The 25201-nt window shown below is 35.5% G+C and carries 22 protein-coding genes and 2 tRNA genes; 13 read left to right on the top strand and 11 right to left on the bottom strand.

Annotated elements, in window-relative coordinates; all coding sequences use genetic code 11:
* Window position 1: 1 nt before the first annotated feature.
* The 9 genes from PGH12_RS11545 to PGH12_RS11505 form a co-directional block, all read right to left on the bottom strand.
* A complete protein-coding gene (locus tag PGH12_RS11545) occupies window positions 2–640 on the bottom strand; it encodes a lipoprotein signal peptidase (RefSeq protein WP_267596776.1) in 639 nt (212 codons plus the stop codon).
* Entirely contained in the window at window positions 640–834 is a 195-nt protein-coding gene (locus tag PGH12_RS11540; RefSeq protein ID WP_267596777.1) for a DUF2683 family protein, read from the bottom strand. The genes PGH12_RS11545 and PGH12_RS11540 overlap by 1 nt, the downstream gene beginning before the upstream one ends.
* A 57-nt stretch (window positions 835–891) precedes the next feature.
* The gene (locus tag PGH12_RS11535; RefSeq protein WP_267596778.1) at window positions 892–1137 is read right to left on the bottom strand and encodes a DUF6576 domain-containing protein; all 246 of its coding nucleotides are present in this window, start codon (window positions 1135–1137) and stop codon (window positions 892–894) included.
* Window positions 1138–1222: 85 nt separating this feature from the next.
* Window positions 1223–1603: a TraR/DksA family transcriptional regulator gene (locus tag PGH12_RS11530; protein WP_267596779.1), complete on the bottom strand. Its 381-nt coding sequence runs from the start codon at window positions 1601–1603 to the stop codon at window positions 1223–1225.
* Between the two features lie 59 nt (window positions 1604–1662).
* The gene (gene ileS / locus PGH12_RS11525; RefSeq protein WP_267596780.1) at window positions 1663–5061 is read right to left on the bottom strand and encodes an isoleucine--tRNA ligase; all 3399 of its coding nucleotides are present in this window, start codon (window positions 5059–5061) and stop codon (window positions 1663–1665) included.
* A 232-nt stretch (window positions 5062–5293) separates the two neighbouring features.
* Window positions 5294–5367, bottom strand: a tRNA-Asn gene (locus PGH12_RS11520).
* Window positions 5368–5548: 181 nt separating this feature from the next.
* A tRNA-Asn gene (locus PGH12_RS11515) sits at window positions 5549–5622 on the bottom strand.
* Window positions 5623–5702: 80 nt separating this feature from the next.
* A complete protein-coding gene (gene rseP, locus PGH12_RS11510) occupies window positions 5703–7049 on the bottom strand; it encodes an RIP metalloprotease RseP (RefSeq protein WP_267596781.1) in 1347 nt (448 codons plus the stop codon).
* A gap of 105 nt (window positions 7050–7154) precedes the next feature.
* Window positions 7155–7595 (bottom strand): DUF6646 family protein, encoded by a 441-nt coding sequence (locus tag PGH12_RS11505; RefSeq protein WP_267596782.1) that lies wholly within the window; start codon window positions 7593–7595, stop codon window positions 7155–7157.
* A 90-nt stretch (window positions 7596–7685) separates the two neighbouring features.
* Here PGH12_RS11505 and PGH12_RS11500 point away from each other — a divergent pair, with 90 nt between their 5' ends.
* The gene (locus PGH12_RS11500; RefSeq protein WP_267596783.1) at window positions 7686–8447 is read left to right on the top strand and encodes a nitrilase-related carbon-nitrogen hydrolase; all 762 of its coding nucleotides are present in this window, start codon (window positions 7686–7688) and stop codon (window positions 8445–8447) included.
* Between the two features lie 117 nt (window positions 8448–8564).
* Here PGH12_RS11500 and PGH12_RS11495 read toward each other — a convergent pair whose 3' ends face one another.
* Both PGH12_RS11495 and PGH12_RS11490 read right to left on the bottom strand, forming a co-directional pair.
* Window positions 8565–8864 carry a thioredoxin family protein gene (locus PGH12_RS11495; protein ID WP_267596784.1) on the bottom strand — a complete coding sequence of 100 codons (300 nt, stop codon included), beginning with the start codon at window positions 8862–8864 and terminating at the stop codon, window positions 8565–8567.
* A gap of 54 nt (window positions 8865–8918) precedes the next feature.
* Window positions 8919–10328 carry an MBL fold metallo-hydrolase gene (locus PGH12_RS11490; protein ID WP_267596785.1) on the bottom strand — a complete coding sequence of 470 codons (1410 nt, stop codon included), beginning with the start codon at window positions 10326–10328 and terminating at the stop codon, window positions 8919–8921.
* A gap of 286 nt (window positions 10329–10614) precedes the next feature.
* On the opposite strand from PGH12_RS11490, the gene PGH12_RS11485 reads away from it, so the two are divergent.
* The 12 genes from PGH12_RS11485 to PGH12_RS11430 all read left to right on the top strand — a co-directional run bounded on the left by PGH12_RS11485 (window position 10615) and on the right by PGH12_RS11430 (window position 25196).
* Entirely contained in the window at window positions 10615–12141 is a 1527-nt protein-coding gene (locus PGH12_RS11485; protein ID WP_267596786.1) for a helicase HerA-like domain-containing protein, read from the top strand.
* A gap of 117 nt (window positions 12142–12258) precedes the next feature.
* Window positions 12259–13482, top strand: a complete 1224-nt coding sequence (locus tag PGH12_RS11480) for a 3'-5' exonuclease (protein ID WP_267596787.1) — start codon at window positions 12259–12261, stop codon at window positions 13480–13482.
* Window positions 13483–13736: 254 nt separating this feature from the next.
* Complete coding sequence (lysA, locus tag PGH12_RS11475; RefSeq protein WP_267596788.1) at window positions 13737–14936, top strand: diaminopimelate decarboxylase; 1200 nt, start codon at window positions 13737–13739, stop codon at window positions 14934–14936.
* 231 nt (window positions 14937–15167) lie between these two features.
* On the top strand, window positions 15168–16901 hold the full coding sequence (locus PGH12_RS11470; RefSeq protein ID WP_267596789.1) for a thiamine pyrophosphate-dependent enzyme: 1734 nt from the start codon (window positions 15168–15170) through the stop codon (window positions 16899–16901).
* Window positions 16902–16912: 11 nt separating this feature from the next.
* Window positions 16913–18145 (top strand): MFS transporter, encoded by a 1233-nt coding sequence (locus PGH12_RS11465; RefSeq protein WP_267596790.1) that lies wholly within the window; start codon window positions 16913–16915, stop codon window positions 18143–18145.
* Window positions 18146–18336: 191 nt separating this feature from the next.
* Complete coding sequence (locus PGH12_RS11460) at window positions 18337–19059, top strand: hypothetical protein (RefSeq protein ID WP_267596791.1); 723 nt, start codon at window positions 18337–18339, stop codon at window positions 19057–19059.
* Between the two features lie 138 nt (window positions 19060–19197).
* Complete coding sequence (gene miaB / locus PGH12_RS11455) at window positions 19198–20634, top strand: tRNA (N6-isopentenyl adenosine(37)-C2)-methylthiotransferase MiaB (RefSeq protein ID WP_267596792.1); 1437 nt, start codon at window positions 19198–19200, stop codon at window positions 20632–20634.
* 43 nt (window positions 20635–20677) lie between these two features.
* Window positions 20678–21781, top strand: coding sequence for a PDDEXK nuclease domain-containing protein (locus tag PGH12_RS11450; RefSeq protein WP_267596793.1), 1104 nt, complete (start codon window positions 20678–20680; stop codon window positions 21779–21781).
* Window position 21782: 1 nt separating this feature from the next.
* Entirely contained in the window at window positions 21783–22559 is a 777-nt protein-coding gene (locus PGH12_RS11445) for a Fic family protein (RefSeq protein WP_267596794.1), read from the top strand.
* 27 nt (window positions 22560–22586) lie between these two features.
* The gene (locus PGH12_RS11440; RefSeq protein WP_267596795.1) at window positions 22587–23102 is read left to right on the top strand and encodes a hypothetical protein; all 516 of its coding nucleotides are present in this window, start codon (window positions 22587–22589) and stop codon (window positions 23100–23102) included.
* Window positions 23074–23874 (top strand): tetratricopeptide repeat protein, encoded by an 801-nt coding sequence (locus PGH12_RS11435; RefSeq protein WP_267596796.1) that lies wholly within the window; start codon window positions 23074–23076, stop codon window positions 23872–23874. The genes PGH12_RS11440 and PGH12_RS11435 overlap by 29 nt, the downstream gene beginning before the upstream one ends.
* Before the next feature lie 38 nt (window positions 23875–23912).
* Window positions 23913–25196, top strand: a complete 1284-nt coding sequence (locus PGH12_RS11430) for a sigma-54 interaction domain-containing protein (protein WP_267596797.1) — start codon at window positions 23913–23915, stop codon at window positions 25194–25196.
* Window positions 25197–25201 lie beyond the last annotated feature (5 nt).

Raw genomic sequence — 25201 nt, 5'->3', positions numbered from 1 at the left:
ATTAAAATTCTAATCCATTCGGGAAAGCTTTCTTTCTGAAGATCAATAATAATGCAGCTCCAACCGTAATTGCAGAATCGGCAATATTAAAGATATACTTAAAAAATTCGATGTGTTTTCCTCCAATTACCGGCCAGTTTTCAGGAACTGTCCAGTCAACCAACGGGAAATGAAGCATATCAACAACGCAACCTTTCATAAAATTAGAATAACCGTCCCCGAAAGAAGTGATTTTAGAAATTCCACCATAATCAATCCATCTGCCGATACTTTCGTCATAAACTGTTCCGCTGTCGAAAATCAATCCGTAGAACATTCCGTCAATGATATTTCCGATGGCTCCTGCAAAAATAATAGACATCGGAATGATCAAATAGTTTGATGCTCCCTGCGCCAGCCATTTTTTGAATAAATAAATCATTCCTCCGATTAAGAAAAGTCTTAAAACCACAAGAAGGTATTTTCCAATGAGGCCACCAAAATGTAGCCCATAAGCCATTCCTGGATTTTCTACGAAAGTAAGTTTAAAAAATGGTAAAACAGAAACACTTTCGCCTAAACTGAAATGTGTTTTAATATAAATTTTTGAAGCCTGATCTATAAATAATATAAGAAATGTGATAGCTAAGATCTTTTTCATTACAGATTGGTCTTTGGTTTGTCTTTAAAGTTTTTTACAGGATTTTCTTTTTTTGCAGGAGCTTTTCTCTCTACTGTTTGAGTTTTCATTCCTCTTGTATGAAATTTTTCATAGCGAATTCCCATATCTTTCATTACGCTTTTCAGCGCATTCAGCTCCATTTGGTTTTTTGGGTGTACAATTAATGCTTCCATTTTAATGTATTTGAAACGTATTAAAGCCAAAACTTTAGCAACGCTTTGTGTTTAATATTAATGTTTAGAAAGTTCGTCTAATCTTTTTCTGTCTTTTGCAGACAGATCATTGATTCCGTTTTTACCCATTTTACTGAGAAGACGGTCGATTTCCTTTTCTCTTTCGCGTTTATCAGAATTAAATTGTTGATCTATCGTCAGATTTTTTGGTTTGTCGGGATAGAATCTGTTTTTGATCCTATCTCTGTTTAAAAACCATATAATGGCGATAATAATAATTCCTAAAATCAAATATTCGCTCATAGATATAATTAAAAATTAGGTTTATGAAATGTAATTCAACATTTCATAAACCCAATAATTTATTTACAAAAATAAGATAAAAATTTTATCTCTGCATATTTTTAGCTTCGATGCTCAAAGTAGCGTGTGGAACAGCCAAAAGTCTTTCCTTTGGAATAAGCTTTCCTGTAACTCTGCAAACACCGTAGGTTTTATTTTCTATTCTGATCAAAGCATTCTTAAGATCACGCACAAATTTCTCCTGTCTTCCTGCCAAAATAGAGTTTTGCTCTTTGCTCAGAGTTTCTGCGCCTTCTTCAAAAGCTTTGAAAGTAGGTGAAGTATCATCCGTTCCGTTATTCTGGTCATTAATGAAACTTTCTCTGATCAATTGCAGATCTTTTTCTGCTTTCTCTATTTTTTCTCTGATTATTTTTTTAAATTCCTGTAAATCAGCATCGTTATATCTTACTCTTTCGTCTTGCATGGTCTTTTTCTTTTTTAATAAAATTATGAATTGGAAATTGAAAAAACAATAACTATACGTTAATTTTTTTCAACATTTACTTTAAAATTAATGTCATCAATATCAATTTCGTTAAAACTTGAAAGTGAAGGTACAATTTCTATTGTATTCGACAAGACCTCAGATGAAATATAGTCTTCATTTTGCTTGATTTGATCCAAAAAAGGACTATTTTCTTCCAAAATGATGCTAATTCTATCTGTTAATTCAAAATCTTTCTCTTTTCTGAGATTTTGGATCCTGTTGATAAATTCTCTTGCAATACCTTCAGATTTTAACTCATCAGTGATCTTCAAATCTAATGCCACAGTTGTTTTTCCGTCTGAAGTTACCGTCCACCCTGGAATATCTTTTGTAGAAATCTCAACATCAGCAGTAGTAATTTCATAACCTTGAATTTCCAGACTTCCTTCTTTCTCTAGAGATGAGATTTTTTCTGAAGTAAGATTAGCAATTTCGTTACCAACCACTTTCATATCTTTTCCAAGTCTGGAACCCAATGTTTTGAAATTTGGTTTGATCTGTTTTACAATTAAATGTGATGCTTCTTCAGCATTAATCAACTGCAATTCTTTAACGTTAACTTCTTGTTTAATTAATTCTGAAACCGCTAAAATCTGCTCTTCAGTTTTCTTATCCAGAACTGGAATCAACACTTTCTGTAAAGGTTGACGCACTTTTACATTTTCCTTTTTTCGCAAAGAGAAAACCATACTTGTAATGCTTTGTGCTAAATGCGTTTTCTCAACCAGATCCTGATCGATTAAACTTTCATCGGCAACCGGGAAATCTGTCAGGTGAACTGATTCAAATGTTTCTTTTCCGGTAGCTGCATTCAAATCCTGATACAACTGATCCATAAAGAATGGAGCGATTGGTGCAGATAATTTCGCAACAGTTTCAAGACACGTGTATAAAGTCTGGTAAGCAGAAATTTTGTCATCAGAATAATCTCCTTTCCAGAAACGTCTTCTGCATAATCTTACATACCAGTTACTTAAGTTGTCATTTACAAAAGTGCTGATTGATCTTGCAACTCTTGTAGGCTCGTAATCTTCGTAGAATGCTTTTACTTCTTTAATTAAAAGATTCAATTCAGATAAAATCCAACGGTCGATTTCCGGACGGTTTTCAATGTCTTTTTCTGCATATTTAAATCCGTCAACATTGGCATATAAAGTGAAGAATGAATACGTGTTGTAAAGCGTTCCAAAGAACTTTCTTCTTACTTCGTCAATTCCTTCGATGTCAAATTTCAGGTTTTCCCAAGGGTTTGCATTCGAAACCATGTACCAACGTGTTGCATCCGGTCCATAAACGGCTAAGGTCTCAAACGGATCAACTGCATTGCCTTTAGATTTTGACATTTTAAGACCGTTTTTATCCAAAACAAGTCCGTTACTCATCACATTTTTATAGGCAACTGAATCAAAAACTGCGGTTCCAATAGCATGAAGTGTATAAAACCATCCACGAGTCTGGTCAACGCCTTCCGCAATGAAATCTGCAGGGAATGCTTTATTATTGTCAATTAATTCTTTGTTTTCAAACGGATAATGCAGCTGCGCATAAGGCATAGAACCCGAATCGAACCAAACGTCGATCAGATCGCTCTCACGGTTCATCGCTTTCCCAGATTCTGAAACCAAAACTATTTTATCAACGATATTTTTATGTAAATCAACTAAAGAATAATTTTCTTCAGACATATTTCCGATCTCAAATCCTTTGAACGGATTTTCTTTCATCAATCCTGCTGCGATAGATTTTTCGATTTCGTTGTATAATTCCTCAACAGAACCAATGATGATTTCTTCCTGAGCTGAGCCTGTCGAAGGATCAGTTCTCCAGATTGGCAAAGGAATTCCCCAATATCTTGAACGGGAAAGGTTCCAGTCGTTGACGTTTTCCAGCCAGTTGCCGAAACGTCCTTCTCCGGTTGATTTTGGCTTCCAATTGATTTCTTTGTTTAAATCTACCAAACGGTCTTTTACCGCGGTCATTTTCACGAACCAGGAATCCAGAGGATAATATAAAAGCGGCTCATCAGTTCTCCAACTGTGTGGGTAACTGTGAACGTATTTTTCAACTTTAAAAGCTTTATTTTCTTCTTTTAAACGGATAGCAATTTCTACATCAACAGACTTTTCGGGTGCTGTTCCTGCATCATAATATTCGTTTTTTACATATTTACCAGCAAAATCTCCCATATGCGAAGTGAATTTTCCTTGTAAATCTACCAACGGAACCGGATTTCCAAATTCATTTAAAACCAACATTGGAGGAACTTCTGGTTTCGCTTCTTTGGCAACTTTCGCATCGTCCGCACCGAAAGTTGGTGCTGTATGAACGATTCCTGTACCGTCTTCTGTCGTCACAAAGTCTCCGGAAATTACTCTGAAAGCATTTTCTGGGTTTTGGTACGGTAAAGCGTATGGTAAAAGTTGTTCGTATTTAATTCCAACCAAATCAGAACCTTTAAATTCTCCAAGAATTTGGAAAGGAATGGTTTTGCTTGATGAAGTGTAATTTGCAAAATCCTCATCCGTACCCTCAACGAATTTTTTCCCGAACTGTTTTCCAACCAAAGGTTTAGCCAAAACAATATTGACAGGCTCAAAAGTATATTGGTTAAAAGTTTTAACTAAAACGTAATCAATTTTAGGTCCGACAGTTAAGGCAGTATTCGAAGGTAAAGTCCATGGAGTTGTCGTCCATGCTAAGAAATGTACGTCTCCAAAACCTTGTAAAAATACAGGCAATGTTTCCGACAGCGTTTTAAATTGTGCAACAATCGTTGTGTCGGTAACGTCACGGTAAGCTCCGGGTTGATTTACTTCGTGAGAAGAAAGTCCGGTTCCTGCTTTTGGAGAATAAGGCTGAATAGTATAACCTTTATACAACAGATCTTTGCTGTACAATTGCTTCAAAAGCCACCAAACGGTTTCCATGTATTTTGATTTGTACGTGATATACGGATCTTCAAGATCGACCCAATATCCGATTTTTTCGGTCAGGTGATTCCAAACATCGGTATAACGCATTACCGCTTCACGACATGCTTTGTTATAATCTTCAATCGAAATTTTTTTGCCAATATCTTCTTTCGTGATGCCGAGTTCTTTTTCAACTCCAAGTTCTACGGGCAGTCCGTGCGTATCCCAACCCGCTTTACGGAAAACCTGTTTCCCGTTTTGTGTTTGGTAACGACAGAAAATATCTTTCAACGCTCTCGCCATAACGTGGTGAATTCCGGGCATTCCGTTTGCGGAAGGTGGACCTTCATAAAACACAAACTCAGGATTTCCTTCACGTGTTTCAACACTTTTTTCAAAGGTTTTATTGGCTTTCCAAAATTCCGCAACATTCTCGGCTACGTCTATCAGGTTGAGGTTTTTATATTCTTTAAATTGGCTCATTGTAATTTCTCAATTTCGTTGATTAATCAAGTTGGCAAATTTAGTGATTTTTGTCGGTTTATAATATATGTTTTATTTTGTGAGGAATATTATAAAATTTAGGGGGAAAATTAAAGTTGTTTTTAAGAAAAAAAGTACCGAAGAAGGTTTTGGAAAATTTGAATTAGAAACCGAGTAATGATTTAACTTCATCACATAAAAAAACCACAATCGTTGTAGATTGTGGTTTTTGCTCCTCCTCTTGGGCTCGAACCAAGGACCCTCTGATTAACAGTCAGATGCTCTAACCAACTGAGCTAAGGAGGAATGTTCCTCTTTTAAGGTGGTGCAAAGATAGTATGAAAAGTAATATCAAGCAAATATTTTTTGAGCAAAATTGCGTGAAGCATGCTATCAGATTATTTTTCAGGAATTTAAATTTTTAAATTAATTAAAAAACAAATGTATTAAAATCAAAAAAGACCTACATTGCTGTAAGTCTTTTTTGCTCCTCCTCTTGGGCTCGAACCAAGGACCCTCTGATTAACAGTCAGATGCTCTAACCAACTGAGCTAAGGAGGAATGTCCCTATTTTTAGGTGGTGCAAATATAGGACTGATATTTAAACCACGCAAGTTTTTTAAATAAATTTTTAGAAAAAATTAAAATTTATTGGTAACGATTTTAAAAATATCTGCGCCGAAAATCAGTAACATTAAGCCTAACAGGAAGATAACTCCTACCATCTGGGCATTTTCTAAAACCTTTTGTGGTACTGGTTTTCCTACAATCATTTCATATAAAGTGAAAATAACGTGTCCACCGTCTAATCCCGGGATAGGAATTAAGTTTAAAAATGCCAACCATACAGAAAACATAGCTGTAAAACTCCAAAACCAAGTCCAGTCAATAGAAAGACTTCCGTCTTTGGCCTTTTCTACCTGCATATTTTTGATAATTGCTAATGGACCACCCACTTTTTTATAGCCCTGAACTTTTTTGTTGAAGATCAGTTTAAACTGTTTTACCTGATACGTTAAACTTTCAATACTTCTTGTGAAACCTCTTCCAATGGATTCTCCGAAAGTAAAATGTTTTGTTTCGTAGAATTTTTTAAGTTGCTTGTACGATGCTAATCCTAATGTACCTTCTTTTGATACAGGTAATATAAGCGGCTGAACGGCACCTGCTCTTATTACATCTACTTTTAGATTTTTCCCCGGGTTGTTTCTTACGGTTTCTTGAAATTCGTCGTAATAAGTAATTTTCTTACCATCTACAGAAACTACCTGGTCGCCAACTTTTAATCCCGCTTGTGCAGTTTTAGGATTGTAGATAGAATCAATTATAGCAGGCATTCTTGGAGTAAGAAATGCTTTTGGATTTTCGTCACTGAAAGCCATTGCTTTACCATCATCATTAGTAGGAAATGTTACCTCTTTTCCCTTTCTCAAAACTGTGACTTCGTCGCTCAATAAAACGTCTAAAGCAAGTTTATCAAGGTTATTCTGAGTTTTACCATCAACTTTTAAGATTTTATCTCCGTCCTGAAAACCCATTCCTTTTGCAACGCTTGTATAATTCATAGGAGCATCAACTTTCGCGGTATCAAAAGTAGTTTCGCCGTTGAAGTATGAAAGACATCCGAAGATGATCCAGGCTAAAAAGAAGTTTACTGTTACTCCACCCATCATGATGATTAATCTCTGCCAAGCTGGTTTTGCTCGGAATTCCCAAGGCTGTGCAGGTTGCTTCAGCTGCTCAGTATCCATGCTTTCGTCTACCATCCCGGCGATTTTCACATATCCACCGAAAGGAAGCCAGCCGATACCATATTCTGTCTCACCAATTTTTTTCTTAACTAAAGAAAAGTAAGGGTCAAAGAAGAGGTAAAATTTTTCAACTTTTGTTTTAAAATATTTTGCGGGTAAGAAATGCCCAAGTTCGTGAAGAATTACTAAGATAGATATACTTAATATAAATTGAAAGATCTTAATTGCTAATTCCATTAATTGTTTTTAGATTTTAATTTGCAAAGGTAACAATTATCAAAAGGATGCCAAACAAAAAAGCTCCTCGAAATGAGAAGCTTTGTCATATATTGTGGCTTGATTTTAGAAATTAAAAGAAACACCGAGACTGCCGTTGTTTCCGATTTCGGCAAAAACGCCTACCTTATCTGTGAAGAAATATCTCGCGCCAATGTGTGCGCCAATTCCGAAGTCTCTTCCAAGAACTCCTAGATCAACTCCGGGATAAATGTCTAGCTGCTCCGGCAGATCCAAAGCTTCTTTCAGGTGGAAATTTACTCTTCCGAAAATAAAAACTCTATTGTCTTTATCATTGTCTTTGTAGCCATCGAAGTAAGCATTAACTCCTGCACCTACAGACAAAAGCTGATTCAGTCCGTAATCGTAAGTAGCGGTAATTCCGGTTCCATATCCCCATGCGTTGAGGCCTAAGTTTACCTTCTGATCTCCCTTTCCTGTCCAGGCTTGTGCGCTTACTGCAGTTCCTGTAAGAACAAACATTAGCATAAAAACCAATTTCTTCATAGATTTTATTTTTAAATTATTACTAATGACAATTTGCAGCAAATATAAAACCGAAATCAAATAAAAACAGTAATTTTAGGGAAGTTTTGAATGAGAATTATGAAAATTACAGCATTAAATCAAGATATTATCTGGAAAAATAAAGACGAAAATTTTAATTTAATAGAAAATCAGCTTCAAAATCAGGAGGCCGATCTGTTTCTTTTACCTGAAATGTTTTCGACGGGTTTTTGCATGGATGCGGCTGAGATTTCGGATAAGAATGAAGAATCTCTTGAGTTTTTGAAAAGAATTTCGAACGAGAAAAACGCTGCATTTTGCGGAAGTGCTTCTGTGGAAGTTAATGGTAAGTTTTTTAACAGAATGTATTTCGTAAAGCCAGATTCTGAAATTATTTTTTATGATAAAAGACATTTGTTTTCTTTTTCGGGCGAAGACAAAGTTTATACTCCCGGCAAAGATAGAGTGATTGTAGAATATCTCGGGATCCGTTTTCTGCTGCAGGTCTGCTATGATTTGAGATTCCCAGTTTTTGCAAGAAATAATGATGATTATGATGTCATTTTATATGTTGCCAATTGGCCGGAAAAGAGAGTAGACGCGTGGGAGCATTTGTTAAAAGGAAGAGCGATTGAGAATTTAGCCTATGTTTTTGGTTTAAACAGAATCGGAACTGACGGGAATGATCTTTTCTATAAAGAAAGTTCTCACTGCTTTTTTGCTGACGGAAAAGAAATTGCCAATAAGAACGGAAATTTGGTCTCCGCAGAATTGAATTTAGCAGAATTGAAAGATTTTAGAAATCATTTTCAGTTCTTGAATGATAGAGATGATTTTGAGATTGTAGGCTAAGTTTAAGGCTAAGGCAAAGCAGTTCAATTTTTAAAGACTACGCCAATATTCAGATATTTATTATTCTCCCCGGGAAATCTGACGGGGAAAATTATACAAATTTAATCTAAACCGTAATTAAATATACTGTTGTAAAAGTTGAGTCAACCGATTTACATCATGTACGCCGCTTTCTTTGTAAAGAAGTTCGCCTTTCTTGAAGACCGCTAATGTCGGAACTCCTCGTACGCCGTATTGAGAAGCAATCGCAGGATATTGATCTACATCTATTTTTACAATTCTTGCGCCTTCGCCCACATTCTCTTTTACTGTCGTTAAAACCGATGACTGCACTTTGCAAGGTTGACACCAAGTTGCGAAAAAGTCAATTAAAACAGGTCTTTCTGATTCTATAAGTTCTTGAAATTTTTGTGACATTACTATATTTTTAATCAATTTGCTGCAAGAATAATTCCAAATAAATCTGAGATTTTAAAGAGTTTTTGACTGACAAACAAAATCTGAAGTCGGAAATTTATCTGTTTTTTTTATTCCGTTAAAACCACCTTCTATTTCTGTGAAGTTTCTGATACCATGTGAGTTAAGAATGCTTGCTGCAATCATGCTGCGGTAGCCTCCGGCACAATGTAAAAAGAAATGTTCAGAATCATCAATCGTAGAAACCCAGTCACTGATCGTATCCAAAGGCTTATTGTATGCATTGTTTATGTGTTCCGAAGAATATTCAGTGATTTTTCTTACATCGATCACTTTAGATTCGGGAATGAACTGTTCTGCGAATTCTTCAGGTGAAATTCTTTTTATTTCATCAATTTCATTTTCTGAATTTCTCCAGGATTGAAAACCACCTTTTAAATATCCCAAAACATTGTCAAAACCAACTCTGCTCAATCTCGTAATCACTTCCTCTTCAGTTCCTTCATCTGAAACCAGCAATAAAGGATGTTTTACATCAACAATAAGACTTCCTACCCACGGCGCAAAATCGCCTTTCAAGCCAATATTTATAGAGTTTGGAATAAAACCTTTATGAAATTCACCCGGACTTCTCGTATCTAAAATCAAAGCTCCGGTTTCTTCTGCAAAGCTTTCAAAATCTTCAACAGAAATTGGGTTTAAGCCTTTTGTCATAACGTCGTCCAGACTCTCATAACCTCCTTTATTCATTGCTACATTCATCCCGAAATATTTCGGTGGAGCTGTTAATCCGTCAAGAACTTCTTTAATAAATGATTCTTTATCCGGTTGATTGAGAGCGTAATTCGTTTTTCTTTGATTACCTAGGATGTCAACCGTTTCTTTCTGCATATTTTTTCCACATGCCGAGCCTGCGCCGTGAGCCGGATAAACCGTAACGGTGTCGTCTAAAGGTAAAATTTTGCTGTGTAAACTTTCGTATAAAATTCCGGCAAGATCTTCCTGAGTCATACTTCCTGCTTTCTGAGCAAGATCAGGACGGCCAACATCACCTAAAAATAAAGTGTCTCCTGTGAAGATTGCAGTTTCAACTCCGTTTTCATCGATCAAAAGGTAAGTTGTACTTTCCATCGTGTGACCCGGAGTGTGTAGCGCTTTTATTTTTACTTTTCCTATTTCGAAAATCTGATTGTCTTCAGCAATAATTGCTTCAAAATCTGGTTCTGCGGTGGGTCCGTATACAATCGGAGCATCTGTTTTTTTGCTCAAATCTAAATGTCCGGAAACAAAATCTGCATGAAAATGAGTTTCAAATATATATTTTAAGGTTACATTGTCTTTTTCTAGACGGTCAAGATAAGGTTTTACTTCCCTCAATGGGTCTATGATTGCGGCTTCGTTTTCCGATACGATATAGTATGCGCCTTGTGCTAAACAGCCGGTATATATTTGCTCAATTTTCATTGATTCTTATTTAAAATGATTATAAAGATACAAAGTAATGGATTAATTATAAAGAAAAGATAATTATGCACGATAGTTTTTCTCAATCTCAAAAATTTGCTTTGTCAGAAAATAGTTTCAACAGGTTAAGTTTCAAACAGAAGTGTATCGGCTTCTTGGTACAATAATTTGAACTGTTTTATATCATACGGAAGGAAACAGTTTTTAAATTTAAATTATTAAGAAATTAGCTTCAACACTCAAATCTTTTATAAAAATATTTACCTTTAAGAGTTAAAAATATCAAATGGCAGACAAAACAAAATTTATTGACGAACTTTCAAAACGATATACTCCAAAAGGTGAGCACATTATTCTCGGAAAGGGAATGCTAGATGGCGATGTCGTCACAGAAGTAAATGTTACGATTCCTTTAAAAACAATCAACCGTCATGGTTTGATTGCCGGCGCTACAGGAACCGGAAAAACCAAAACGCTTCAGGTTTTTGCAGAACAGCTTTCACACGCGGGAGTTCCTTCTTTGGTTTTAGATATTAAGGGGGATTTTTCTGGTATTGCAGCAAGTGGAGAAATGAATGCAATCATCGAAGAGCGCTACGCAAAAACAAAACTTCCTTACAATCCACAAGCTTTTCCGGTAGAATTAATGAGTATTTCCGGCGGTAAAGGTGTGAAGTTGAGAGCAACGGTGACAGAATTTGGTCCTGTTTTGTTAAGTAAAATTTTAGAGTTAAATGATACTCAGCAAAGCATCATGTCAATCGTCTTTAAGTATTGTGACGACAAAGGTTTGCCTTTAATTGATTTAAATGATTTAAAAAAAGTTTTGCAGTATGTTACCGATAATCCGCAAGGTAAGGCAGAATTGTCGGCCAATTACGGATCTATCGCTTCGGCTTCTTTGGGAACAATTTTAAGATCAATTGTTGCTTTGGAGCAGCAGGGAGCAGCAGATTTCTTTGGAGAATTGAGTTTTGATGTTCACGATTTACTTGAAAAAAGAGATGGTAAAGGTGTTGTCAACATTTTAAGAGTTGCAGATATTCAAAGTAAACCTCAGCTGTTTTCGACATTTATGCTCTCTCTCTTTGCTGAAATTTACATGACGTTTCCAGAAGAAGGCGACAGCGGAAAACCGAAATTGGTTCTCTTTATCGACGAAGCACATTTAATATTTGATGAGGCTTCCAAAGCGCTGGCTTCTCAGATTGAGACCATGGTAAAATTAATACGCTCGAAAGGAGTCGGAATATATTTTATTACCCAAATTCCGGGTGACGTTCCGGAAAATGTGCTTTCGCAATTAGGTTTAAAAATCCAGCATGCGCTGAGAGGTTTTACTGCAAAAGATAAAAAAGAAATTTCTAAAGCTGTTGAAAATTATCCGACTACAGAGTTTTACAATGCTTCTGAATTGATTCAAAATCTCGGAATTGGTGAAGCTTTCATCACTGCTTTGGATGAAAAAGGAATTCCGACACCGCTTGTTCATACTTATTTAATCTCTCCAGAGTCAAGAATGGATGTTCTGAATGATGCAGAAGTTTCTGATCTGGTTTCAAATTCTGAATTGGTTTCAAAATACGAAAAGGCTATCGACAGCGAATCTGCGTATGAAATTTTAGCTGAAAGAATGGAGAAGGCGGTTCAAAATTCTGCACCAACGCAAAAGACAAAACCCATAAAGGAAGAACCAGGAATGTTTGAGCAGGTTTTAAAAAGCCGAGCTGGCAGAACTTTTGCCAACACTTTGATGAGAGAAGGGGCAAAAGCTATTCTGGGAATGTTCGGTTTGGGAGGCAGAAAAAGATAAGACTCTTTCTTTTTGCATTATTTAATGTATTTTCATTATTTTAGCAAAATTCCCTTTTTAAAAAACAGCATTTTCAAAAAAGTTGTAATTTTTGATGTAAAGCTCAGGTAAGATTAAATGTATTCAATAATAGACATAGAAAGTAATGGTGCAGGTTTCAGGAAAGAATGCATTATAGATATTGCCATCTACAGATACGATGGTCATAAAATTGTCGACCAGTTTATCTCTCTCGTAAATCCGGAAAGCGATATTACCCCTTTTGTGCAGAAACTGACGAATATTACACCCAATATGGTGAAAACTGCCCCAAAATTTCATGAATTGGCAAAAAGAGTCATTGAAATTACAGAAGGTACAACTTTGGTGGGGCACAATATCGATTTTGATTACAGAATGCTTCGGCAATCTTTTCAGAGGTTGGGTTACGATTATAAGATCAATACTTTAGATACAATTCCTTTAGCGAAAAAACTGATTCCGGATGAGGTAAGTTATTCTTTAGGAAAACTTGTGCGATCATTGGGGATTCCGTTGGTTAATGCACACAGGGCAGAAGGTGATGCGAGGGCTACTTTAGAATTATTCAGACTGCTGGTTTCTAAAGATACCGAGAATGAAATTATTCAGAAACAGCACGAGGAAACAAATGCGAAAACTTACATTAATAAGATAAAGGTTTTAACTCAGGATTTACCCGGAGAAAAAGGGTTTGTTTATTTTCAGAACGAATCGGGGAAAATTATTTTTTCAGATTACGTTCAGGATATCAACAGGTTTTCGAAGAAACTTTTTAATTCAAAATCAAAGAAGTTTGTTGAGATTCAAAAGGAAGTGGAACAGATTCATTTTGAACTGACGGGAACAGATATTATTGCTAAACTAATTCAGAATTCTAAAAATATTAAGAAGCGAGAAACGCTTGCTTACGGACTTTATTTTAGGAATAATAAATATATCGTAGAAAAAAATACCCTTAACAAAAATGAGAAGCCAATCCTAAAATTCAGATCTTTTACACAGGGTTCTAAAGCGGTACAGTATATTGCGAAATTTGAAGAATATGCTGATGTTGAGGTTTTTAAAAAGAAGATTGATTTTAAAAAGAGAAACGAAATGTGGTTGGGCGCAGGAAGAAAACTGGGTGAAAAATTATTTTTGATCATCGAAAACGGACGAGTGGTTTCCTATGGCTTTTATGATTTGTTTACTCAAATTCAGACTTTAAGTAAAATTTCAAAATTAAAATTAGATTTACCGCTTTCTACGGCAGATATGAACAACGAATTGCAACTGGCCTTGCTTCGTGGGGATTTTGAAACGCTGGCATTACCGAAATAAGAGAACATTTTATCATCAGATGAATTTTTATTCGGAAGAAAACACTTTTCAGATTTAATTTCTCAAAATAAATAGTATTTTTGCAATAGAATTAAAAATGGCAATGCAGAATTTTAAACAAAAACAAACCGGAAAGAAGGGAGCTGTAAAGTTTTCAAAGGTTTGGAATACCTAGAAGTTTGCCTTGCATAAAAATAATGAATGTGGCAGACTCTTTTCGAAGGATCTGCCTTTTTTTATGTTAAATTGAAATTATGAACCCAAAAGAATTATTGAAGATTGCCCAGGAATTTGGCACACCGGTATATGTTTATGATGCCGAATCTATTAAAAATCAATACGAGAAACTTACGTCTTCTTTTCTGAAACATACCAAGTTCTTTTATGCTGCAAAGGCTTTAACGAACATCAATATATTAAAATACATTAAGAATCTTGGCGCTTCTTTGGATTGTGTCTCCATCAGCGAAGTAAAATTAGGCTTAAAGGCTGGCTTTACGAAAGATAAAATACTATTTACTCCCAATTGTGTTGATTTAGCTGAAATTGAAGAGGCGATGATGCACGGTGTTCATATCAACATTGATAATATATCAATTCTTGAGCAGTTCGGGAACAAATACGGGAATACATATCCTATTTTTGTAAGAATCAATCCGCACATTTATGCGGGCGGAAATCATAAAATTTCTACAGGACATATCGATTCTAAATTCGGAATTTCTATTCATCAAATGCGTCACATTGAGCGTGTGATGAAAAGCACCAATCTGAATGTAGAAGGTCTTCATATGCACACAGGAAGCGAAATTAAAGATCCTGAAGTGTTTTTACAGGCACTGGAAATCATGCTTGAGTTGTCTGAACATTTTCCGAATCTGAAATATCTCGATATGGGAAGCGGCTTCAAAATTCCTTATCAGGAAAGCGATATGGAAACTGATGTGAAATCTCTAGGCAAAAAAGTTGAAAAAGCAATTGCTGATTTTTCTAAAGAAACAGGAAAGAAGTTTGAGCTTTGGTTCGAGCCTGGGAAATTTCTCGTTGGGAAATGTGGTTATTTATTAGTGAAAGCTAATGTCATCAAGCAAACTACGGCAACTGTTTTTGTTGGAGTAAATTCGGGATTCAACCATTTGATTCGTCCTATGTTCTACGATTCTTATCATACCATCGAAAATTTATCAAACCCAAAAGGTGCGGAAAGAATTTATACGGTAGTTGGAAATATCTGTGAGACAGATACTTTTGCTTGGGACAGAAAGCTGAATGAGGTAAGAGAAGGCGATGTTTTGGCTTTCCATACTGCGGGAGCTTACGGTTTTGAGATGAGTACGAATTTCAATTCGAGACTAAAACCGGCGGAAGTTCTTTTCTTAGACGGAAAAGCTCATCTGATCAGAAAAAGAGATGAATTTGAAGATCTTTTGAGAAATCAGATTGAAGTTTTATAATAGCCTTTTTAAGATAATATAATTTTTAATAAAAAAATACTCCGTGAGAAATTGCGGAGTATTTTTTGCTTTATACTGAAAAATAAGAAGTTGAATAAAAACACAATCAATGCTTCTTTTAGAATCTTTTAATGACTACATTTGATTACTCATTGTTTTTTGGAAAAATACTGAGAGTCATATGATTCAAATTTAATATCAGAACCAAATTAATCAAAAAAAATAGTAATTATGGCTAAAAATATCGCAGAGCAAATTGTTGAGATGCTCGAAAATGCCAATGTGAAAAGAATTTATGCTGTTACAGGCGACAGTTTGAATCATCTGAATATTGCTGTGAAAAAAAGCAGTATCGAATGGATTCATGTGAGGCATGAAGAGGTCGGAGCCTACGCAGCAGCAGCCGAAGCGGAATTGGATGGTTTTGCTGTTTGTGCCGGAAGTTGCGGTCCAGGCCACGTTCACTTAATCAATGGTGTTTACGAAGCGCACCGTTCACATGTTCCGATGTTGGTGATTGCCTCTACAATTCCGAGTAATGAGATGGGAATGGATTATTTTCAGGAAACAAACACCATCAAATTATTTGACGATTGCAGTTATTATAATCAAATGATTACAAGACCAGAGCAGGTTCAGAGAACTTTGCAGACGGCAATTCAGCATGCTATTTCTAAAAAAGGTGTAGCCGTGATCGGACTTCCCGGTGATGTTTCTGAACTTGATGCTGAAGAGGCAACAACTTCTAATCAGATTTTCAAAACAAATCCTGTGATTCGTCCTTCCGATGAAGAATTAACTCATTTGGCAAATTTAATTAATGAAAGCAAAAAGGTAACGATTTACTGTGGTATCGGAGCCGAAAAATCAAATGTTGAGGTTGTAGAATTAGCAAAATTTTTGAAAGCTCCGGTTGGATATTCTTTCAGAGGAAAAATGTCTATTCAGCCAAATAATCCTAATGAAGTGGGTTTGACAGGTCTTTTGGGATTACCATCAGCTTATCACGCAATGCACGAGGCTGATCTTGTTCTGCTATTGGGAACAGATTTCCCTTATGAAAAATTTATGCCTGTAAAAAATAAAATTGTTCAGATCGACGAAAGTCCGGAAAGATTAGGCAGAAGGGCAAAACTGGAATTGGGTCTTACAGGTGATGTGAAAGAAACCATCAAAGCCTTACTTCCATTATTAAAAGAAAAGACAGATGTAAACTTCCTCAATCAGCAATTGGAATTTTACGGAAAAGTAAAAGAACATCAATTGACTTATGTAAAAGAATCTGGGACAGAAGATAATATTCAACCCGAATATGTTGCCCATACTTTGGATCAGATAGCCAAAAATGATGCGATTTTTACGGTAGATACCGGAATGTGCTGTGTCTGGGGCGCAAGATTTATTACAGGAACCGGTGAACGAAAAATGTTGGGATCATTTAACCACGGATCGATGGCGAATGCAATGCCAATGGCGATAGGAGCTTCATTGGCCTATCCCGGACGACAGGTCATTGCAATGTGTGGTGACGGCGGTTTGTCGATGCTTTTGGGCGATATGGCAACCATTTTTCAGTATAGGCTTCCTGTAAAACTTATTGTTTTCAACAACAGAAGTCTTGGGATGGTAAAACTGGAAATGGAAGTCGGCGGAATGCCAGATAATGAGACCGATATGATTAATCCGGATTTTGCGATGATTGCACAGGCAATGGGTTATCCCGGAAAAAATGTTCATAAACCAGAAGACGTTGTAGGAGCTATTACAGACTGTTTAAATCATGACGGTCCGTATTTACTTAATATTTTTACTAATCCAAATGCATTGGCTTTACCTCCGAAAATTGAATTTGAACAAGTAATCGGGATGACAAAATCTATGGCGCAACTGATGTTGGGCGGAAAAATGGAAGAAGCCTTAGACACTGTAAAAAGTAATTATAAACATATCAAGGAAATATTATAATGAGTGCTTCTTTGAAGAAATTTTATGTCATTGCGTGGGTATTTGGTCTTATTTTTTATTTTTTAGATTATGTGATCAGGTCGGCACCGGCGGTAATGATTCCGGAATTAGTCAGTAATTTTAAAACTACTGAGTTGAAGCTGATCAGCATGGTGGGAACGTATTATTACACCTATTCTACCTGTAGTTTGATTGCCGGAATTGCTTTAGATAAATTTGGTGGAAAAAGATCGTTGTTTGCAGGATGCTTGATTTTAGGAGTAGGATGTTTATTATTTTTAATTTCAAGTCAGACCGCCGGAATTACCGGCAGATTATTACAAGGTGCGGGATGTGCTTTTGCTTTTCCCGGCTGCGTTTATCTTGCGAGTAAAGGTTTTTCGTCAAAGTCTTTGGCAACCGCAATCGGAGCAACGCAATGTATCGGAATGTTAGGAGGAACTGCCGGACAATTCTTGGTAGGGCCGTGGGTGGAGGAAGGAATTAACATCAACAGTTTTTGGCTCTGGTCGGGAATTATCACAATTATAACTGCGGTTTTACTTTACTTTTTCACTCCAAAAGATGATCAGACTGATGTGGCGGAAGAAAAACCTCATCATTCAGTTGGTTACTTAGACACGTATAAAGTGGTTTTTAAAAATCCACAATCTTGGCTATGTGGAATTATTTCCGGATTACTTTTTGCTCCAACAACTATTTTTGCAATGACGTGGGCAGTTGCTTTTTTCGAGACAGACAAACAGTTTCTTTTCCGTGAGGCAACGATTACCAGTGCGATGGTGGCTTTTGGTTGGGCTTTTGGTTGTCCGTTACTAGGTTTTATTACTGATAAAATAGGTCGGAGAAAACCTGTTTTAATAGGTGGAGCATTATTGATGATTCTAAGTTTTATTCAAATGATTTATCTTCCCGATCTATATGCTGCGAAAATCAGTATGTTTATTTTTGGAGTTGGTTCCGGAGCGGCAATGATACCTTATTCTGTCATAAAAGAAACCAATCCTGATTATGTAAAAGGAAGTGCGACAGGAGCGATCAACTTTATAACTTTCGGAGTTACTACCTTATTGAGTCCTATTTTCAGCAGATGGTTTGGTAAAAGTTTGGATGTCAATTCAGGAAATTTACATTTTGAGCATTCTGTTTTATTTTGGATTGCAGGAATTGTTTTGGCAATTTTAATTTCATTCATGTTAAAAGAAACAGGAGAAAAAGCAAAAAGTCAATTGATTACAGCGTAATCTTTTCAATGCTATATGAACAAAACTTTGCACACAGGTGTGAGGTTTTTGTTTTTTATAAATGAGGTAAATTTTATATTTGTGTCAGAAATTTTTACAATTTAGAGGAACGGAAATATATTATGATTCTCTGGAAATACGAATTGTAGTTTGCTTTATCTATTTATTTACAACAAATTTTAATTTTTGATATGATACTTAAATTTTTTACTGCTGCGTTATTAGTTATGTGCGGTTACGTGAGTTCACAGATTTTATATAACTATCCGAAGAATCAGGATTTTTATGAAGGTGGACGAAAAGGTCTTTACAAAGAAATACAAGATCTTGCTTTAAAAAATAGTATTAAGCCATGCGACAAAACAGAAGCTTTATTCATGAGATTTGTTGTTTATCCGGATGGAAAGGTGAAATATGTTGCTGATGCTGATGTGAGTGCTGTTGAAAACAATAAATGCCTAAAAGATAAAGTACTTGAACTAATAAAAAATGTAAATAACTGGAAACCCGCAGAAGTTGATGGTAAGAAAATACCTGCGATGTTTTGCGCTCTGTTTTCCGACGACCTTTTATTGGGCAATATAAAAGATGAAGAAGCATTTTCTAAACCTGTTTACATGCACAAAGATAAAGAAAGTGATATTATGAAGTTTAGAGAAAATTTCGTGAAATGTTTTGATGCAAACCGTTACCGCCCAATTGGAGATTATTCTTTTGTAATCAACTTTGATGTAGATACAAAGGGAGAAGCCGGGTTTTTCTACATCGAGAATCAGTCAAACTTAGAAAAGTTCAATGAGATGGTGGTGCAATGCGCATCAAATACAAAAAAATCATTTTGGAAACCCGGCTTTTACAAAGGAGTTCCGGTTAAACAGGTCTTTAGAATGCCAATTAAATTTGCAGGAAATTAAACAGATTTCGCTGCGAAGTATGCTTTAAACTCCTGACATTCTGTCACAATATTTTGTATCTTTGCAAATTCAATGAGTTTAAAATTTAATTATTCAAATGTTTTTGGTGATTAATTTTAAACCTAAAACAGACTTACCGTGCAGGAAAAATATATAGACGAAACAAAACAAGGAGAGGCATTTGCCATAGCCGAGAAAACCGGAAATTTTAAAAAACTCTTTCTGGAAAGCTACGGCTGCCAGATGAATTTCTCTGATTCTGAAATTGTTGCTTCTATTCTAAATGATCAGGGTTACAATACAACTCTGAATGTAGAAGAGGCAGATTTGATTTTATTAAATACATGTTCAATTCGTGAAAAGGCTGAGCAGACCGTGAGAATGCGTCTCGCACAGTTTAAAAATCTAAAAAAAGAGCGCCCAAATATGACGGTTGGTGTTTTGGGCTGCATGGCTGAAAGGCTTAAAACTAAATTTTTAGAGGAAGAGCAATTGGTCGATTTGGTTGTGGGTCCCGATGCCTACAGAGATTTGCCCAATCTTTTAAAGGAGACAGAAGACGGAAGAGATGCCATTAATGTTATCCTTTCAAAAGAAGAAACTTACGCAGATATCAATCCGGTTCGTTTAGGCGGAAATGGTGTTACAGCATTTGTGACGATCACGAGAGGTTGCGACAACATGTGTACGTTCTGTGTCGTGCCTTTTACGAGAGGTAGAGAAAGAAGCCGCGACCCGCACTCAATTTTAGAAGAATGTAAAAGTCTTTGGGAAAGCGGTTACAAAGAAATAACACTTCTCGGACAAAACGTTGACTCATATTTATGGTACGGTGGCGGTCCCAAAAAAGATTTTGCCAAAGCTTCAGAAATGCAGAAAGCTACAGCTGTTGATTTTTCGAAACTTCTTGATTCTGTTGCCAAAGCTGTTCCTCAGATGAGAATCAGATTTTCTACTTCAAATCCTCAGGACATGAGTCTTGATGTTTTCAGAACGATGGCAAAACACGATAATATCTGTAATTATTGCCATCTACCGGTACAAAGTGGAAGCAACAAAATGTTGGAAGCGATGAACAGGCAACATACCCGTGAAGAATATTTAGAATTAATAAGAAAAGCGAAAGAAATCGTTCCGGATATTTCGTTTTCTCAGGATATGATCATTGGTTTTTGCAACGAGACCGAAGAAGATCATCAGGATACTTTAAGCTTAATGAAAGAAGTAGAATTTGATTACGGTTATATGTTCTCGTATTCTGAAAGACCTGGAACTCCGGCTCACAAAAAAATGGAAGACAATATTTCTTCGGATGTTAAACAGAGACGTTTGGCAGAAGTAATTGCTTTGCAAGGCGAATTGTCCAGAAAGAGAATGGAGGGTTATGTAGGAAGAGTTCACAGCGTTTTGATTGAAGGAATTTCTAAGAAAAATAAAAACCAGTGGAAAGGCAGAAACTCTCAAAATGCAGTTTGCGTTTTTGATATGCTTGAAGGTCAGAAACTGGGTGACATTGTGGATGTTTTTGTGTATAGTAATACGCAAGGCACACTTATCGGGGAGACCGTGAAATAATTTAAAGTTTTAGTTATAATTTTAAATTAATTTTAAATAATTAATGAGCAATCTGCAATCAAAAGAGCTTCTTCAGAATATTTCTGCATTATTAGAAAATGCCAGAAAGAAAGTTGTTGTTGCTGTTAATCATACAATGGTTCTTACCTATTTTGAAATTGGCAGAATGATCGTTGAAGATGAGCAGAACGGTGAGAATCGTGCGGAGTACGGAAAAGCTCTGCTAAAGGATTTGTCTGTCCACCTAACGGAAAAATTTGGAAAAGGCTTTTCTGAAGATAACCTTTCAAATATGAGAAATTTTTACATCTCATATTCAGATAAATCAATTTCCGAGACAGCGTCTCGGAAATTGATTGAAGAAAAATCCGAAACACTGTCTCGGATTTCTGAAAATCAAATTTCGTCAACACCTTTGACGAATTTAAAAATATCACAGACACTGTCTGTTAATTTCAATCTCTCTTGGTCTCACTATCTCAAATTAATGAGAATCAAAGATTTAAATGAAAGAAAATTTTATGAAATTGAATCATTTAAAAACAATTGGAGTTTGCGGGAACTGCAACGCCAGTACGATTCTGCATTATATTCCCGATTGTCAATAAGTAAAAATAAGGAAGAAATTCTCCAGCTTTCAGAAAAAGGACAAATTTTTGAAAAACCAAAAGATCTTATCAAAGATCCTTACATTCTGGAATTTCTTGGATTACCAGAACAATCTAGTTATTCTGAAAATGATCTTGAAAGTGGTTTAATTGATAAATTGGAACACTTTCTTCTGGAATTGGGAACAGGTTTCACATTTGTAGCAAGGCAAAAACGGATTACTTTTGATGAAAAACACTTTAAAATCGATTTAGTTTTTTACAACAGAATCTTGAAGTGTTTTGTTTTAATTGATTTAAAAATTGGCGAACTGAAACATCAGGATATCGGACAAATGCAGATGTATGTTAATTTCTATGATCGAGAGGTCAAATTAGAAGACGAAAACAAAACGATAGGAATTGTTCTTTGTCAGGATAAAAGCGAAGCGCTCGTCCGTTATACTTTACCTGAAGAAAATGAGCAGATTTTTGCAAGCAAATATCTGACGGTATTGCCAAGTAAGGAAGATTTCATTAAAATTTTAGAGGAAAATTGAAATGATGAAACTAAGATCCATCAAAGAGAAATTGTATTCTGAATATATCGATCAAACGTTAGATATTTCGGAAAAATTTCATGGATTAAGAGAAGCTGAAATCTCGTCAGAAAATTTCAGCTTTTATACTTCTGTTTCTTCGGTGTTTTCTAGTAAAATTGAAGGCGAAGATATTGATCTCGACAGCTATATTAAACACAAAAATTTTGGTATAGAATTATTACCGGATTATACAAAGAAAATTGATGATCTGTATGAAGCGTATAGTTTTGCAAAACAGAATTTTTTAAAAGAAAAAAATGTGCTTAAAGCTCATGAGATTTTGAGTGCAAATATTCTGAAAAAACATATGCAGGGAGTTTACAGAAAATCAAATATGTATGTTTTAACAGAAAGTGGTCAGATTGAATACGTTGCCGCGTCTCCGTTTGAGGTTGAAAATGAGATGAAAAGCTTTTTTGCCGAGGTAGACTTGCTGTTGCAAATAAAACTTTCTGCTGAAGACGTTTTTTTCTATGCAGCAGTCATTCATTTGGTTTTTGTAAAAATTCATCCGATGAATGACGGAAATGGTAGATTAGGAAGGCTTTTGGAAAAATGGTTTATTGCAGAAAAATTAGGTGAGAAGGCTTGGTTTCTGCAAAGTGAAAAAATGTATTATCAAAATCATCAATTATACTATAAAAATATCAGAAAATTAGGTTTAGAATATGATGTATTAGACTATTCGAAATCCTTAGATTTTTTAAGTATGTTGCCAAAATCTTTCGAACTTTAATTTTAAAATTTAAATAAAGACACAAAAATGAAAAATGGATTCCTCTTTATATTGCTGGTTCCTCTCCTGATTAACTGTCAGACAGAGAAATCTGCGGCTTCGAACTATCAGAGTCATGTGGAAGACATTGTTTTTGATGAAAAAAAAGATGATCCAAATTTTAAAAGATGTGATGGAAATGATCTTGGAATTCAATATTACAGTGGTCCGAGTTCAGCTTCAATACAATATAGAGGTGAGAAAATTGCGATTATAAAGAATTTAGAAAAATTAAAAATTGGATCGTCTAATAGTGAAAATGGATATATTACGGTAAGATTTTTGGTAAATTGCGAAGGAAGGAGCGGATACTTCAGAGTTCAGGAAATGGATGAGAAGTATAAAGTAATAAAATATGATAAAACATTTTCAGATCAGCTTCTTAGTTTTACAAAAAATTTAGGTGGCTGGATCCCGATGAAAATTAATGGTAAAAACAGGGATTATTACCAATATTTAACCTATAAAATTGAGAATGGAAAAGTTTCAGAAATATTACCTTAGCCTTCTAATTCTGGTTGTTTACTCTAATTTACAATCACAGGTAAATTGCAATGTCATGCAAAGTGACGATTGCAAAAAAGCTTGTGAATTACATAATTATTGGGGAGAGTATCAAGGCTCCAAAGAATCTCAGGAGGGTTTTGATAAAGCAATTAAACTATGTCCTAATTTTTCAAACGCATACATGGAAAAATCTGTTCCATATTTGAAAAGAGGAGATTTTATTACATGGAAAATACTGATTGATAAAGCTGTAGAACTTGATCCACATAGACATCTTGGTTATAGAGGTTGGTGCAAATATCAATTTCTGAGAGATTACAAAGGTGCGATTTCGGATATCGAGGCTTTAGAGAAAATTTATCCCACAGGTTATTTAGGATATTCTCAGAATGGCGATTACGAATTGCATATTGCGAAAGCGCTTTGTTACTCGGCTTTAGGGAAAAAAGAAAAAGCAATTTCCCTGATTGAAAATCAGTTGGCAAAAAAAGATCATAACATTGGTCTTTACGATTTTTATCAACTTGGTGTTACTTATTTTGAGCTTGGTAAGTACGATATAGCTTTAAAGAATTTCGAAAAACAAAGCAAACAAAACGATTTTGCTGAAAATATTTATTTTAAAAGTAAGGTTGCAAAAATTAGAAATAAAGATTATTTAGATTTAAAAAAGATGGCTCTGACACGCTACGATGAAGGTAGAACCATGAAAGATGTCTACACTCATCATTTTAACAAAGTTTACAGAACACAGATTGAAGAACTGTAAACTTTAAATCTTTAATTTTTAAATTTAAATCAATAAAAATGGCAGACTTACAATCTATAAAAGCACGTTTTGGGATTATCGGAAATTTTCCGGCTTTGAATCGTGCTCTCGAAAAATCTATACAAGTGGCACCAACTGATATTTCCGTTCTGGTTATCGGGGAAAGTGGTGTCGGGAAAGAATTTATTCCAAAAATTATTCATTCAGAATCAAAAAGAAAACATCAGCCTTATATTGTTGTGAATTGCGGTGCGATTCCTGAAGGGACGATTGATTCTGAACTTTTTGGACACGAAAAGGGTGCTTTTACAGGAGCAACGGCAACCCGAAAAGGATATTTTGAAGTTGCAGATGGCGGAACCATATTTCTGGATGAGGTAGGTGAGCTGCCTTTGCAAACGCAGGTTCGTCTTTTAAGGGTTTTAGAAAGCGGTGAATTTATGAAAGTAGGTTCTTCGCAGGTTCAGAAAACCAATGTAAGAATCGTTGCAGCAACCAATGTAAATATGATGAAGGCAATTCGGGATAACAGATTCCGGGAGGATCTTTTTTACCGTCTGAATACCGTTCAGATTGATATGCCTGCTTTAAGAGAGAGAAAAGGAGATATTCATTTGCTTTTTAGAAAATTTGCGATCGATTTTGCTGAAAAATATAGAATGCCCGAACTGAAACTTGAAGCAAGTGCTGTTCACTATATCGAAAATTACACATTTCCCGGTAACGTGAGACAGTTGAGAAACTTGGTTGAGCAAATGACGGTGGTAGAAACTGAGCGAAATGTGACGGTAGGAAAACTGTCTGAATATATCCCGATGGATTCTCATTTGCCAATGGTCGTCAATAATCCGAATGCACAAAAACAGAGCGATTTTGGCAATGAAAGAGAGATTATGTACAAAATTCTCTTTGATATGCGGAATGATATTAATGATTTAAAATCCTTAACTTCGGAACTCATAAAAAACAGAGGAACTTCAGACCTAAGCAATCAGGAAAAGAATTTGATCAATCGAATTTACACGCCTGAGCCGCAGCAGAATACGAGTCCGAACTCTTTGTTGTTTTTTGAAAATAACAACAGTCAGAATGTTCAGAATCCGACAATCATATCAAATTCCGATGATCATTATGAAGATTTTGAAGACATCGAAGTTGAGGAAAACAGACCCGAATCCTTATCTCTTCAAAATAACGAGAAAGATTTGATCATCAAAGCTTTAGAGAAGCATAACGGAAGAAGAAACAGAGCTGCAGACGAGCTTGGTATTTCGCAGAGAACTTTATACAGAAAAATAAAACAATATAACTTGGAAGACTAAAAATT

It is taken from the genome of Chryseobacterium sp. CY350 (genome assembly GCF_027945075.1).
Classification (GTDB): Bacteria; Bacteroidota; Bacteroidia; order Flavobacteriales; family Weeksellaceae; genus Chryseobacterium.
This window is presented reverse-complemented; position numbering and strand designations above follow the sequence as displayed.